Below are 13,622 nucleotides of genomic sequence, written 5' to 3' on the forward strand. Positions count from 1 at the left end.
CTGGCGCCCGGCCGGTGAGCCCGCTCACCGTTCGGCCGAGCGGCGGACGCGCACCGCGAGCCGGGGCGGCCGGGCCAGGCCGAGCTGCCGGATGCCGTCCCGCAGCGCCGCGTCGAGGTCGGTCCGTACCTCGTCCAGGTCCCGGAAGTGGCTGCGGGCCCGCGCCTTCACCCGGCGCCGGCCGACCGCCACCCGGGCCGAGCCGACCCCGGGCACCTCCATCGCGCGGTCGCGCAGCACCAGGGCGGCGGCCGACCGGTCCAGGCCGGCCCGTACCTCGGGGCTGTCCCGGCGCATCGGCAGCAGCCGCCGCAGCCCGGGGGTGAGGGCCAGGACGAGCAGCCACAGACCCAGCACCGCCGCCACCGCCGCCGTGCCGATCACCCATCCGTCGTCCAGCTGCCGGGTGGCGAGTTCGTCGGCGAGCCGGCGGCGCCAGTACATCCCGGGCCGGTCGGCGCGGACCGCCGCCACGTCGTAGAGCAGCAGGCCGAACGCGCCGAGGAGCACCAGCGACACGATCAGCGCCGGGATGCGGCGCTGTGACCAGAAGCGGCGGGCCCTTCCGGCCCCCGGCGAGGGGGGCCGGTAGCCGTGGGCGCCGGTGCCGGTGGAATCCGGTGGTCCGGCGGAGTGCGGCGGGCCGGTGTGCTTGGTCAGATCGACCGCCGGTTCGGTGCCGCTCATCGCACCCGCTCCCGGCCGGCGCCGCGCGCGTGCGGCGGATGGAGCCGTTCGACGGTGACGGCCACCTCCGGCACCTCCATCGCCACCAGTTCCGTCACCCGCTGTCCCACCCGGTTGCGGACCGCCCCGCAGCGGGCGCCGATGTCCGAGGGGTAGGGCAGTTCGACGGCGACGCGCACGCGCACCGTGCGGTCGCGCACCGCGACCACGGCGTTGGGCCGGGGCATCCGGGGGACGGCGGGCAGCGCCTCCCGCGCCGCCTGGGAGGCGATCTTCGCGACGACGCGGTCGGCGATCCGGGTCGAGCCGCGCTCGGCGGGCACGACCCGGAGTTCAGCGCCGTCGCTCGCCACGGCCGCCGCCCCGGTGGAAGAAGTCGCCGAGTTCCCAGTCGCCCTCCAGGAACCGGCCCACCGCGAAGCCGATGGCGCCCAGCGCCGCCACCAGCAGGAAGGCCCCGAAACCGCCGAAGTACCCGGCGAAGGCCAGGGTCATCCCGACCAGCAGACCGATCACGGCCGTGTTGCTCATGCTGCACTCCCCGACTGGCTCGCCACCGGCCCGTTATCCGGTTACTGGACCCGCTGCCCGGTGTCCTCGTCCTCTTCGTCCGGGAGTTTCACGTCGCTCACCGCGATGTTGACCTCGACGACCTCCAGTCCGGTCATCCGTTCCACCGCGGAGATGACGTTCTCCCGTACATCGCTGGCCACATCGGCGATGGAGACGCCGTACTCGACCACGATCTCCAGGTCGAGCGCCGCCTGTACCTCGCCGACCTCGGCCTTCACGCCGCGGGTGACCGACCGGCTGCCGCCCGGCACCCGGTCCCGCACCGCGCCGATGGTCCGCGCGAAACCGCTGCCCATCGCGTGGACGCCGACGACGTCCCGGGCGGCCATCCCCGCGATCTTCTCCACCACGCCGTCGGCGATGGTGGTCTTGCCCCGGGCGCCCGGGGCACCGCCGCCGGCCCGGCCGACCGTCACGCCACCCTGTGGCCTCTCACCCTCGCCGCCCTGCGTCTCGGCCCGGGTGCGCTGTGAAGTCTCCGTCATCGCCGATCAACCCTTTCCGGGGCAGGTGTCTGCGGAACCCCTTTGTCACGTTAAGTCTGATTCGGCATTGATGCCTGTGCAATGCGGCAGACGTGCGACCTGGTGCCGCGAACGGGCCGGGTCGCCGACCCGGACGGCGCCACATGGGGCAGGCTGGGCGGGATCGACGGGCGAAGGGGTGACGGATGTGGTCGCGGACCGGCTGACGCGTGCGGTGCGGGAGCAGCTGACGCTGGGCAGACTGCTGCCGCTCGGCGGACCGGCGGACGGTGCCTGGCTGACCGAGCAGGCGGCGCAGCGCGTCCTGCGGAGCGCCGAGAGCCGGGTGGCCGGGGCACGGCTGGGGATGGTGCGGATCGGGCTGGCCGAACCGGCGGGGACGGCCCGGCCGGTGGTGCCGGCGCCGGTGAGCGCGCTGCCGCCGGGGCCGCTGCGGATCGGGGTGACCTGTGTGGTGACGGCCGGCCGGCCGCTGCGGACGGTGGCGCAGGAGCTGCGGACGGCGCTGCACCGGTGTGCCGTGGACCGGCTGGGGCTGGAGATCGACTCCATCGACCTGCGGGTCACCGCGCTGCTGGAGGAGCTGCCGCCGCCTGGGCCTCCGGCGGCTCCGGCGCACGTCAGGAAGCCGCACATCGGGGCGGACATGGTGGCGGTGGCCGGCGCCGTCCGGGCGGTCCCGGGGGTCGCCGCGCTCACCCCGGTGCTGGGCGGCTCGGCGCAGCCGGTACGGGCCGAGGACCGGACCGACGCCGACGGCGCCCCGCTCGGCCGCCACGTCGAGGTGCAGCTGGCGGTCGCGGAGGGCCACCGCGCGCTGGACGTGGCCCGGGCGGTGCGGGCCACGGTGGGGCGTACGGTGGCGGCCCCGGCGACGGTGGCCGTGCTGGTGACGGACGTACGCTGACGGGCCCGGGCCGGCCGCCGCGGCCGGCCCTCGGGTGGGCGGCATCGCCGCCCGGGTCCCGCTGGCGGCCGGAGGAATCCGGCGGCCGGCGGGAGGGCCCACCGGACGGCCGCGGTCGCCGGGCACGGCAACCGCGGGCGCGCGACCGCCCGGGCCGGCCGGAGGGCCCGTACGGTCAGGCGGGGCCGGCCGCGAGGTCCCGCAGCCGGCGGCCCTGGGCCTCCCGCTCGGCCACCCGCTGCTCGTCGTAGGTGCGGTCCTGGGCGCCGCGCAGCAGCGCCTTGGTCTCGATGACGGCGTCCCGCGGGGACGCCAGCACCGCCGCGGTGAGGTCGCGCACCGCGGCGTCGAGCTCGGCGGCGGGCACCACCAGGTTGGCCAGTCCGGTCCGCTCGGCCTCCTCCGCGTGGACGAAGCGGCCGGTGACGCAGATCTCCAGGGCCCGTGCGTAGCCGACGAGCGTGACCAGCGGGTGGGTCCCGGTGAGGTCGGGCACCAGGCCCAGGCTGGTCTCGCGCATCGCGAACTGCGCGTCGTCGGCGCAGACCCGCAGGTCACAGGCGAGCGCCAGCTGGAAGCCGGCCCCGATGGCATGCCCCTGGACGGCGGCGATGGAGATGATGTCGTTCCGCCGCCACCAGGTGAAAGCCCGCTGGTACTCCTCGATGATCGCGTCCAGCTCCGCCTCGGAGCCACGGGCCATGTCGGTGAACGAGGGCTCCCCCTCGAACCCCTCGGGGGTGAACGCCTGACGGTCCAGCCCCGCGGAGAAGGACCGGCCCTCACCGCGCAGCACCACCACCCGTACGCTGCCGGGCAGCAGTCGCCCGGCCTCCGCCAGCGCACGCCAGAGCGCCGGCGTCTGGGCGTTGCGCTTGGCGGGGTTGGTCAGGGTCACGGTGGCGACCGCGTCCGCCACGTCGAGGTGGACGCCGTCCTTGTCGAGCAGGGTCACGGGGAAGCCTTCCGGTCGGCCGCAGTCGGATCAAGTGACTGCACAGTAACCACCCGGCCGACCGGCCGGCCAACCGGGTAGCACTGTCCCTACCCGCGGGTAGGGGACCTCAGGCGGAGGCGGCTTTCTTTCCTCGTGTCGCCCCTCCGCGACCACGCAGCGTAACGCCGGATTCGCTCAGCATCCGGTGCACGAACCCGTAGGAGCGACCGGTCTCCTCGGCCAGCGCCCGGATGCTCGCACCGGAGTCGTACTTTCTCTTCAGGTCTGCCGCGAGCTTTTCGCGCGCGGCGCCGGTCACCCGGCTGCCCTTCTTCAGAGTCTCGGCCACCCGTGCCTCCTCATGGGAAGTGCGCTCTGGACTTCTCATGATCACCCCTCAACGGCGTCCTGGCCACCCATTCGACAAGGTCTCCGGGACAACCGACCCCGGAAATTCCGCGTCCGGCGCCATCGGAACATGAGATTCCGGCTCGTTCGCTCCGCACTGCGGCCCGGAAATCCTCGCGAACGGGCAGGTCAGACCGGACGCCGGAACGGTGTCCGAGGGGCGACCGGCGCGCGGCGGGGTCCCGCGCGCCGGCGCGGCGCGACGCGCCGCGGTACGAGCGATTCTCACTCAGATGATGGATCACCCGTCGGCCGAATGATCCACCACGATGCGCTCGGCACCGTTACTCCGTGTTGCCAAAGGCATGTGCCCGAACGTCTCGGACCGATGAGGTCCGGCCAGCCACGGGGCGCCGCGCCGGGCGGCCGGGCCGGCCCGGCGCGGGACACCCGGGGGCCGGTGCGCCCGGGGCGTCCGGGGCCGGTGGGGCGGGGCGCCCGGGCCGGTGGGGGCGGGGGTGCCGGGGCTGGTCGACACCCGTGACCGGTGGCGTCAGGCCAGTGCCACCAGGTCGGCGTACTCCGCGCCCCACAGGTCCTCGACCCCGTCCGGCAGCAGGATGATCCGCTCCGGCTGGAGGGCGTCCACCGCCCCCTCGTCGTGGGTCACCAGGACCACGGCACCGGTGAAGGTGCGCAGCGCGCCGAGGATCTCCTCACGGCTCGCCGGGTCGAGGTTGTTGGTGGGCTCGTCGAGCAGCAGCACGTTGGCCGAGGAGACCACCAGGGTGGCGAGCGCGAGCCGGGTCTTCTCGCCGCCGGAGAGCACCCGGGCGGGCTTGTCCACGTCGTCGCCGGAGAACAGGAACGACCCCAGGGTCTTGCGGATGTCCACCAGGTCCATGTCGGGCGCGGCCGATCGCATGTTCTCCAGCACCGTGCGGTCCGGGTCGAGCGTCTCGTGCTCCTGCGCGTAATAGCCGAGCTTGAGGCCGTGGCCGGGGACGACCTGGCCGGTGTCGGGCTTCTCGACCCCGGCGAGCAGCCGCAGCAGGGTCGTCTTGCCCGCGCCGTTCAGGCCGAGGATGACCACCCGGGAACCCTTGTCGATGGCGAGGCTCACATCGGTGAAGATCTCCAGCGAGCCGTAGGACTTGGAGAGACCCTCGGCGGTCAGCGGGGTCTTGCCGCACGGGGCCGGGTCGGGGAAGCGCAGCTTGGCGACCTTGTCGGAGGCGCGCACCTCCTCCAGGCCGGCGAGGAGCCGCTCGGCCCGGCGGGCCATGTTCTGGGCGGCCACGGTCTTGGTGGCCTTGGCCCGCATCTTGTCGGCCTGGGCGTTGAGCGCCGCGGCCTTCTTCTCGGCGTTGGCCCGCTCGCGCCTGCGGCGCTTCTCGTCGGCCTCGCGCTGGGCCTGGTAGAGCTTCCAGCCCATGTTGTAGACGTCGATGACCGAGCGGTTGGCGTCCAGGTAGAAGACCTTGTTGACCACCGTCTCGACCAGGTCCACGTCGTGCGAGATCACGATGAACCCGCCGCGGTAGGTCTTGAGGTAGTCGCGCAGCCAGACGATGGAGTCGGCGTCGAGGTGGTTGGTCGGCTCGTCGAGCAGCATGATGTCGGCGTCCGAGAAGAGGATCCGGGCCAGCTCGACGCGGCGGCGCTGACCGCCGGAGAGGGTGTGCAGGGGCTGGCCGAGGACCCGGTCCGGCAGGCCGAGACTGGCCGCGATGGTGGCGGCCTCCGCCTCCGCGGCGTACCCGCCCTTGGTCAGGAACTCCGTCTCCAGGCGCTCGTACTTCTTCATGGCGCGCTCACGGGTGGCGCCCTGGCCGGTGGCCATCCGCTGCTCGTTCTCCCGCATCTTGCGCAGCACCGTGTCCAGGCCGCGGGCGGCCAGGATGCGGTCCCGGGCGAGGACGTCGAGGTCCCCGGTGCGCGGGTCCTGGGGCAGGTAGCCGACCTCGCCGGAGCGGGTGATGGTGCCGGCGGCCGGCATCCCCTCACCCGCCAGGCACTTGGTGAGGGTGGTCTTCCCCGCGCCGTTGCGGCCGACCAGGCCGATGCGGTCGCCCTTGGCGACACGGAACGAGGCGGACTCGATGAGGACACGGGCGCCGGCGCGCAGCTCGATGCCGGTTGCGGTGATCACGGGAATTGCTCCTGGGCAGGGTGGACGGCGGGAAGGGCTGACGGATGCGGGCCGCGCCGTCTAGTGCGCGAGGAGAAATGCCATGGATTCAGTTTACCGGGGCCCACAAGCGGTTTTCGGCGGTGCGCCGGGCGTCCCGCGGGCCGGACCCGGACCACCCGGAAAATTGTGCGCCAGATCACATCGGCCGGGCGGCCGGGGAGTTGGGCACGACGCCCGTCCGGCGGGCCGCCGGCCGCCGGTGCTCCCCCGGTGCGGCCCTCCCGGCCGGCCGCCGCCTCGTGCCACCCGTGGCGCCGCGGCCGTCGTCCACGCCGCGGTGTCCTCGCCGTCGTCCGCGCGCCGGACCGGCCCCGTTTCGTGCCGGGTCCGGGCGCGGTCCGTCCGGCCCGGCCGCGGCCGTCCCCGCCGGGCCCGGCGAACTCCCCCGCGGGCAGGGGCCGGTGGCGCGGCACCGGGACGGGGGAGGTCCGCCCACGTGCCGTGCCGCCGCCGGTGCCCGGCTCCCGCAGCCGCGCCGGGACAGGGACGGCTGCCGGGCCGGGTGGGGTCCCCGGTCCCCTGGGGCCGGCGGACGGGGAGCGGCGGGCCGAGGGTGGCGGCGGCCGCGCGGGGTGGCGCCGGCCGCGCGGCGCGACGGGGATGCGGGTGCCGGGGCGGGGGCGCGGCCCCGGCGGCGGTCGGGTTCCGGCAGCGGTCGTCGGGTTCCGGCGGCTGTCAGGCCCCGCCGGTGTGGACCTGGAAGGCGGCGCGCCGTACCGCCTTGGCGAGCACCGGGTCCGGGTGGGCGGCGGCCAGCGCGACCAGGACCTGCACCGTACGGGGGTGGCCGACCGCGCGCACCTCCTCCAGCAGGGCCGGGACGGTGCCCTGGACGGCGCTCTCCAGATGGCGGACGAGCAGGGTGGTCTCGCCGTGGTCGGCGACCGCCGCCGCGGTGTCCACCCACAGCCAGGTGGCCTCCTCGCGGGTGAGCACCGCCAGCGCGTCGTCCGGGTCGGCCCCCTCCAGTTCGGCGAGCCAGAGCAGCGCGTAGGGCCGCAGCCAGGGTTCGTCCACCACCGCGCGGACCGCGGGCTCGGCCGGTGCGCCCACCACCCGCAGCGCCTCGAAGGCCAGGCCGCGCAGCAGGGCGTCGTCACCGCGGGCCGCGTCCAGCAGCTCGGTGACGGCGCCGGCCACCGGGCGGGCGGCGAGCCACGCCCGGTACTCGGCGCGGGCCGGGCCCGGGGTGAGTCCGGCGCAGCCGCGCAGCATCTCGGCGGCGGACTGCTCGATGTTCCCCGCGGGGCTCTGGGCGGCCACGCAGATCTGCTCCAGCTTCACCCACACGGCCCAGTTGCCGAGCGGGGTGAGCTGGGCCTCGCGGCGGCCGTCCGGGCCGTCCCGGACGACGAGCGCGCCGACCGAGCCGAGGGCGTCCAGTGCCCAGTCCAGCAGGTCGGGCAGGGCGGTGCCGGGCACGCCGTCCCCGGCCGGGGGCGGCGGCCGGGCCGGTCCCGGCGGGCGCGGACCCGGCGGCGGGGGGCCGCGGTGCCGTCCGCCGCACCGGTCCCGGCGGGCACCGGCGCCTCCGCGGGTGCCGGGGCCCGGCCGGTGGGGGCGGGCGCCGGGCCGGCCGGCGGGCGCGGGGGTCCGTACGGCACCTCGCAACGCTCCGTACGGAGTTCCGCCACCCGCTGTTGCAACATGTCCAGCAGGCTGGTCAGTTGCACCGGGCCCGCGGACAGCTGGAGAAGGGAGAGCAACTGGGGTACCGCCTCGACGACTTCGGCGACCGCGGTGGCCTCGGCCTCCTCCGGCGCGGGGCGGGCCAGCGACCAGGCGTCGAGCAGCGCCACCCAGCCGCGCAGTACGGCGGTGTCGTCGCGTTCCCAGGCGCGCAGCCGCCAGCCCGGGCGGGCGGTCGTGCCGTGCACCTCGACGAGCCCGACGAGGCGGGCGCGGTCCCAGTCGGCGCGGACCCGCGCGGCGGGCACGCCGAGGGCCTCGGCCGCGCGGTCGGCGGCCTCGGCCGGGAGGGCGCCGGGGACGCCGTGGTCGGCGGCCCAGCGGGCGACCCGTACCGCGCCGGCGAGTTCCGCCTCGCCTGGCGGGCCAGTTCGGACGGCGGCGGGGTGCCCTCGGGCGGGCGTGGGGCGGGACGCGTGGGGCCGCGGTGAGCCACGCCCCGGCGGGCGGCGGCCATCGGCCGGTGAGGGACGAGTCTGAGCCGGGAGTCGCGCGGAGTACGGGACGTCACGGGAGCAGTCTTGCCGCTGACGGCCCGAAAGCCCAATCGGATCGTCCGCCGGACCGCGGCGGAGCCCGTCCGGGCCGCTCCCGCCGCCCGCGGTGCGGGCCCGCGCGGGCCGCGGAAGGGGCCGGGTCCCGGCGGGGTCAGGGGCGCCGGAGAGGCGGGTCCCAGGTGGGGCCCGGGGCCGGCGTGAGAGGCCCGATTCCCGGGTGGGGTCCGGGGCCGGCGTGAGGGGCCGGGTCCCGGTAGGGACCCGAGGCGGCGGAGAGGTCCGGTTCCCGGCGGGCCGGTCCCGGCCGGCCACCTCGCGGGCGGTGCCGCCGCGCCGGAGCGGACGGGATCTGGGGAGCGGCCCCCACCGGGGGCCGCCGCGGGCGGTTCCCGGGGCGCGGGGACCCGGCGCGGGGCCGTCCCCGACGCGTTCCGCTTCCCGGTGCCGGGGGTGGCCGGGGGGCGGGCGCCCGGTTCCCGCCACCGCCGGACGGCCGGCTTCCGGGAGCGCGGGGGCGGCGCCCGGCGGCCCGGGGCAGGCCCCGGGCCGTCCGTCCCGGTCACCGGGGTCTCGGCGCACGCGGGCCGGCGCCGCGGGCCGGGTTCCCCGGCGGAGGGCCGGGGCGCCGTCCCGCTACATCAGGGGCGTCAGGAAACGCCGGAGCGCCTCCTCGTAGCGGTGCGGGTCGGCGTTCCACATCGCCGCGTGCGGCGCGTGCCGGACGGTGTGCAGGGTGACCAGGTCGGCCCGCTCGGCGGCGAGCCGACGGGAGAGGTCCCAGGAGGCGACGGTGTCGTCCGGGCCGTGCAACAACAGGGTGGGCAGCGTCAGGTCCGCCGGGTCGAACCGGGGAAGGCCCGCCGGGTGGCGGCCGTGCCCGTGCAGACCGGTGCGGCCCTGGGCGGCGCGCACCGCCAGCGGCAACAGGGGCCCGGGCACCCGGCGGGCGGCCACGGCCCGCAGGGTGGCCTGCCAGTCGAGCACCGGCGAGTCGAGCACCAGGCCGCTGAGGTGACCCCGCAGCGCGGAGTCGGCGGCGGCGCGCAGCGCCATGGCGGCACCGGTGGACCAGCCGTAGAGGATGACGCGCCGGGCGCCGTACCGCACCGCGTACCGGATGGCGGCGTCCAGATCCCGCCACTCGCAGGCGCCGAGGTGGGCCAGCCCGTCCCCGGTGCGCGGCGCGCCCGGGTCGCCGCGGTAGGCGAGGTCGAGCACCGCGAACCGCTGGCGGTGCAGGAAGGGCATGACCACCATGGGGTGCTCCCGGGTGGTGCCCAGTCCGTGGACGGTGATCACCCAGGTGCCACGCGCGCCGGGCACGAACCAGGCCGGCAGCCCGCCGAGTTCGCCGGGGACATCGACGTCGGCGTGGTCCAGGCCCAGGGCGTCCCGGGGGTTGCCGAGGTGGACCTGCGGGGTGAGCCGCATCCGCGCGCCCGGCTCCAGGGTGCCGTGGGTGACCCGTTCCAGCCGGCGCACCACGGAGTCGGGCGCGTGCGGCACATCGGCGAGCACCGGCCCGACGACGGCGTGCGCGCCGGAGCCGGTGAGCCCGTACCGGCCCGGGCGGAGCGCGGCGAAGGAGCGGCTGAGGGTGATCCGGCCGTCGCCGGCCTCGTGCACGGTCAGCGGCGGTTCGTCCGGCGGCGGCCGCCCGGGCACCGGTCTGAGGACGGCGTCGCTGGCGTACCGGCCGACCGCCACGGCGGCGGCGCCGGCGCTGACAACGGTGGTGGCGGCCACGGCCGCCGCGGTACGCAGACGCATCTCTCCCAGTGTGCGGGCGATTCCGGGCAGTGGCCACCGGGCGTACGCGGCCGGGGTGAGCGCCACCGGGCCCCACCGGGTGGCGCCGGGTGCCGCCGCCGGTGCGGTCCGGCCCCGCAAGGTCACGTTCCAGCACGTCGCGCCGGGTCACGCGTGTCACGCCGCCGAGGTGGTCCGGGTGGGCCGGGTCCCGGCAGGTGCCGCCGCCGGTGCGGCCGGGTGCCCTGCGGGGCCGGTGCAGGTCACCCTTCCCCCGCGCACCGCCCGGCCGGAACGGGGCGGTGCGCAGGCGACGGCCGGCGCGGAGGTGCGCGGCGACGGGGTGCGTACGACGGAGGGGCGGCGGGCCCCGCCGCACGGACCGGGCGGATCCGCGAACCGGGACGGAAGGGCCGCCCGCGGCCTGAGGACCGCGACCCCGCGGATGCGGGACAAAGGGCACCGCGGCGCGGCGGCCGGTTGGTCAGCGGCGGCCGGTCGCACCGGGGCGGGGTGGGAGCGGCGGGCGGCCCGGCCCGGTGACGGGACCCGGGCTCCGCCGGCCGGGCAGCGCGCCCCGGGTGGTTCCCGGCCCGGCCACCACCGTCCGGGGGCACCCGGGCTCGGGCGGATGCGCGCCCGTACCGGTCGGCCAGGACGCCGCCGGCCGGCTCCCGGTCCGGGGCGCCACGGCCGTCGCTGTGGTTCGTACGAGGCGGCACCCGCCCGGTGCGGCCGGCAGGGGCCCCGCGGGGGCGGCGTCCCGGACCGCCCGGCGTGAGCCCTACGGGGTGGTGTCCGCGGCGGGGGGCGTGGCACCGGGGCCGGGGTCCGCGGCCTGGGGCACGGGGCCGGCGGGCGCCGGTTCCGCGGCCGGTTCGGGCAGCCCGTAGCCGCGCAGCTTGGCGGTGGCCCGGTCGAGCTGGGCCGGGCTGAGCAGGGTGGGCGTCCGGCCGGGGACCCCGGAGGCGGCGAGCCAGACCTGGCACATCCACTCCAGCTGGGCGGTGCGGTCCAGCGCCTGGGAGAGCGTGCCGCCGTAGGTGAGGGTGCCGTGGTTGCGCAGCAGGCACCCGGTGCGGTCGCGCAGTGCGGTGAGCACCTCCCCGGCGAGTTCCTGGCTGCCGTACAGCGCGTACCCCGCGACCCGGACCGGACCGCCGAGGGCCCCGGCCATGTAGTGGATCAGCGGGAGCTCGTCGACGAGCGTGGAGACGGCGGTGGCGTGCACCGCGTGGGTGTGGACCACGGCGGCGGCGCCGGTGGACCGGTAGACGGCCAGGTGCATCGGCAGTTCGCTGGTGGGGACGGCCTCACCGACGGTCTGCCTCCCGTCGAGGCCGACCCCGGTGAGCAGCTCCGGGCCCAGCCGCTCGTACGGCACCGCGCTCGGGGTGACCAGGACGGTGTCACCGACCCGTGCCGAGACGTTCCCGGAGGTGCCGACGACCAGCCCCTGGGCGACCGTGCGGCGGGCGGTGGCGACCACCTCGGCCCAGGCGCGGAGCAGCGGGCCGGGCCGGCCGTCCGCCGGCCGGCCGGGCGGTCCGTACCGGCCCGCCGCGACCCAGGCCCGCAGCAGCTCCTCGGGGTCGGTCAGGGCCGCGGTCCGGGACCGGTCCTCCGCCTCCGCCGGGCCCGCCGGCCGGTGTACCGGTTCCTGCTCCGTCGCGTCCGTCACGCGCTCCACCTCCCGCGCCGATCCTCCCCGGATGGGAGGTCCCGGGAACAGGGCGGACGGATGTGAGGAACACCCCTCCGGGTGTGTCACCCCGAAGCCCGCGCCAGTTCACCTTCCGTTCACTCGGCAACCCTACGTTCACCGTGCCACTACCCCCCCGACCGATTGCCTGGGTGAATGGAACACATCACGCTTCTCATCGGGATCGTGATCATCACGGCCTTGGTGTTCGACTTCACGAACGGTTTCCACGACACGGCCAACGCCATGGCCACCACGATCTCCACAGGCGCCATGAAGCCCAAGGCGGCGGTGGCGATGTCGGCGCTCCTCAACCTGGTCGGCGCGTTCCTGTCCGTGGAGGTGGCCGCGACCATCTCCAAGGGCATCGTCGACGAGTCCGGCATCCAACCCGAAGTGATCTTCGCCGGTCTGGTGGGCGCCATCCTGTGGAACCTCCTGACCTGGCTCGCCGGGCTGCCCTCCAGCTCCTCGCACGCGCTCTTCGGCGGTCTGATCGGCGCCACCGTCGCCTCGGTCGGCCTCGACGCCGTCCACGGGGACGCGGTCGTCATGAAGATCCTGATCCCGGCCGTCGCCGCGCCGATCGTGGCGGGTGTGGCCACCGTGCTGGCGACCCGGCTCACCTACCGCGCCGCCCGCAGCACCGACCCGGAGGCCAGCGCCAAGGGGTACCGCGCGGGCCAGATCGCCTCGGCCGCGCTGGTCTCGCTGGCGCACGGCACCAACGACGCGCAGAAGACCATGGGCGTGATGACGCTGGCGCTGATCACCGGCGGCGCGCTCGCCCCGGGCGCGGACCCGCCGCTGTGGGTCATCGCCTCGGCCGGTGTGGCCATCGCCGCGGGCACCTACCTCGGCGGCTGGCGGATCATCCGGACGATGGGCAAGGGCATCACCGACATCGAGCCGCCGCAGGGCTTCGCCGCCCAGACCGGTGCCGCGGTGACCATCCTCACCTCCTCCCACATCGGCTTCGCGCTCTCCACCACCCAGGTGTGCTCCGGCGCGGTGATGGGTGCCGGCCTGGGCCGCAAGGGCGGGGTGGTGCGCTGGTCCACGGCGGGCCGGATGGCCGCCGCGTGGCTGCTCACCCTGCCGGCCGCCGGCCTGGTCGGCGCGGCCGCCGCCCTCCTGGCGGAGCAGGGCGACTGGGGCGTCACCGCGGTCGCGGTGCTGGCCGTCGCCGCCTGCGCCGCGATCTGGCTGGCCTCCCGGCGCAAGCCGGTGGACCACACCAACGTCAACGACGTCGGCACGGAGACCACCGAGCCGGTGGACGTGGTCGCCACCGCGATCCAGACCGTCGCGCCGCCGCCGGTCGCCTCCGCGGCCGCGGAGGCCCACGAGCCGCAGGCCACCTCCACCGCCCCCGCACAGGCCGCGGTCTGACCGGGTCCGGCCAACGTTAAGGAAGCGTTCCCATGGACATCGACTGGGCAGCTCTCGGCCAGGTCTTCGGCGTCAGCCTCGTGGTGACGGTCGCCATCGTGGGGGTCTTCACCCTCGGCATCGTCGGCACCTCCCGCAAGCCGGCTCCGGACGGGGCCGACGGCGGCACCGCCGTCGCGGCGGGCGGGCACTCGGCCCTGGTACGGGCGGGCGCGTACCTCTGCTACGCCGTCTGCGCCGCCGGGGTGGGGTACGGCATCCACCTCATCGTCAGCGGCTGAGGCCGCCGGCGGCCGGGTCCGCCACGACGCCCCGCCCGCCGCACCTCCACACCGCCCGGCCCGCAGCGGGCACCGGCGCCGCACCCCACCGGTGTGCGGCGCCGTCGGCGTCCCCGGGCGCCGGGGTGAGCCGGTGTCCGCGGCTCCGGGCGCCCCGCGCCCGGTGGTCCGTCCTGCCGGC

General features: G+C 76.6%; 12 protein-coding genes and 1 pseudogene. 3 read left to right on the top strand and 10 right to left on the bottom strand.

Going from position 1 to position 13,622, the window contains the following annotated elements; all coding sequences use genetic code 11:
- Positions 1-24 precede the first annotated feature (24 nt).
- Genes IHE55_RS05195 through IHE55_RS05210 form a run of 4 tightly spaced genes read right to left on the bottom strand, consistent with a single transcriptional unit; the run spans position 25 to position 1,745 of the window.
- Positions 25-687 (bottom strand): DUF6286 domain-containing protein, encoded by a 663-nt coding sequence (locus tag IHE55_RS05195; protein ID WP_232265455.1) that lies wholly within the window; start codon positions 685-687, stop codon positions 25-27.
- The gene (locus IHE55_RS05200) at positions 684-1,010 is read right to left on the bottom strand and encodes an Asp23/Gls24 family envelope stress response protein (RefSeq protein ID WP_372442627.1); all 327 of its coding nucleotides are present in this window, start codon (positions 1,008-1,010) and stop codon (positions 684-686) included. The genes IHE55_RS05195 and IHE55_RS05200 overlap by 4 nt, the downstream gene beginning before the upstream one ends.
- A gap of 10 nt (positions 1,011-1,020) precedes the next feature.
- Positions 1,021-1,218, bottom strand: coding sequence for a hypothetical protein (locus IHE55_RS05205; RefSeq protein WP_197987948.1), 198 nt, complete (start codon positions 1,216-1,218; stop codon positions 1,021-1,023).
- A 41-nt stretch (positions 1,219-1,259) separates the two neighbouring features.
- Positions 1,260-1,745, bottom strand: a complete 486-nt coding sequence (locus tag IHE55_RS05210; protein WP_197987949.1) for an Asp23/Gls24 family envelope stress response protein — start codon at positions 1,743-1,745, stop codon at positions 1,260-1,262.
- A 178-nt stretch (positions 1,746-1,923) separates the two neighbouring features.
- Between IHE55_RS05210 and IHE55_RS05215 the strand changes: the two genes are divergently transcribed.
- Positions 1,924-2,652 carry a nucleopolyhedrovirus P10 family protein gene (locus tag IHE55_RS05215; protein ID WP_307826523.1) on the top strand — a complete coding sequence of 243 codons (729 nt, stop codon included), beginning with the start codon at positions 1,924-1,926 and terminating at the stop codon, positions 2,650-2,652.
- 175 nt (positions 2,653-2,827) lie between these two features.
- Here IHE55_RS05215 and IHE55_RS05220 read toward each other — a convergent pair whose 3' ends face one another.
- The 6 genes and pseudogenes from IHE55_RS05220 to IHE55_RS05245 form a co-directional block, all read right to left on the bottom strand.
- Complete coding sequence (locus IHE55_RS05220) at positions 2,828-3,607, bottom strand: enoyl-CoA hydratase/isomerase family protein (protein WP_197987950.1); 780 nt, start codon at positions 3,605-3,607, stop codon at positions 2,828-2,830.
- 109 nt (positions 3,608-3,716) lie between these two features.
- Complete coding sequence (locus tag IHE55_RS05225; protein ID WP_197987951.1) at positions 3,717-3,938, bottom strand: helix-turn-helix domain-containing protein; 222 nt, start codon at positions 3,936-3,938, stop codon at positions 3,717-3,719.
- A 552-nt stretch (positions 3,939-4,490) separates the two neighbouring features.
- Complete coding sequence (locus IHE55_RS05230; protein ID WP_197987952.1) at positions 4,491-6,089, bottom strand: ABC-F family ATP-binding cassette domain-containing protein; 1,599 nt, start codon at positions 6,087-6,089, stop codon at positions 4,491-4,493.
- 717 nt (positions 6,090-6,806) lie between these two features.
- Positions 6,807-8,331: pseudogene (locus IHE55_RS05235) on the bottom strand (hypothetical protein).
- A gap of 619 nt (positions 8,332-8,950) precedes the next feature.
- A complete protein-coding gene (locus tag IHE55_RS05240; protein WP_197987953.1) occupies positions 8,951-10,087 on the bottom strand; it encodes an alpha/beta hydrolase in 1,137 nt (378 codons plus the stop codon).
- Positions 10,088-10,850: 763 nt separating this feature from the next.
- Positions 10,851-11,576, bottom strand: a complete 726-nt coding sequence (locus IHE55_RS05245; RefSeq protein ID WP_197991797.1) for a class II aldolase/adducin family protein — start codon at positions 11,574-11,576, stop codon at positions 10,851-10,853.
- A gap of 348 nt (positions 11,577-11,924) precedes the next feature.
- Here IHE55_RS05245 and IHE55_RS05250 point away from each other — a divergent pair, with 348 nt between their 5' ends.
- Positions 11,925-13,160, top strand: a complete 1,236-nt coding sequence (locus IHE55_RS05250; protein ID WP_197987954.1) for an inorganic phosphate transporter — start codon at positions 11,925-11,927, stop codon at positions 13,158-13,160.
- Positions 13,161-13,192: 32 nt separating this feature from the next.
- Positions 13,193-13,441, top strand: a complete 249-nt coding sequence (locus tag IHE55_RS05255) for a hypothetical protein (RefSeq protein WP_197987955.1) — start codon at positions 13,193-13,195, stop codon at positions 13,439-13,441.
- Positions 13,442-13,622 lie beyond the last annotated feature (181 nt).

Origin of the sequence: Streptomyces pactum, from assembly GCF_016031615.1 — a bacterium.
Lineage (GTDB): Bacteria > Actinomycetota > Actinomycetes > Streptomycetales > Streptomycetaceae > Streptomyces > Streptomyces pactus.

Excerpts from the sequence above, each read along its gene's own strand:
- IHE55_RS05195 (WP_232265455.1), bottom strand. The coding sequence starts at position 687 with ATGAGCGGCACCGAACCGGCGGTCGATCTGACCAAGCACACCGGCCCG.
- IHE55_RS05205 (WP_197987948.1), bottom strand. The coding sequence starts at position 1,218 with ATGAGCAACACGGCCGTGATCGGTCTGCTGGTCGGGATGACCCTGGCC.
- IHE55_RS05210 (WP_197987949.1), bottom strand. The coding sequence starts at position 1,745 with ATGACGGAGACTTCACAGCGCACCCGGGCCGAGACGCAGGGCGGCGAG.
- IHE55_RS05240 (WP_197987953.1), bottom strand. The coding sequence starts at position 10,087 with ATGCGTCTGCGTACCGCGGCGGCCGTGGCCGCCACCACCGTTGTCAGC.
- IHE55_RS05250 (WP_197987954.1), top strand. The coding sequence starts at position 11,925 with ATGGAACACATCACGCTTCTCATCGGGATCGTGATCATCACGGCCTTG.
- IHE55_RS05255 (WP_197987955.1), top strand. The coding sequence starts at position 13,193 with ATGGACATCGACTGGGCAGCTCTCGGCCAGGTCTTCGGCGTCAGCCTC.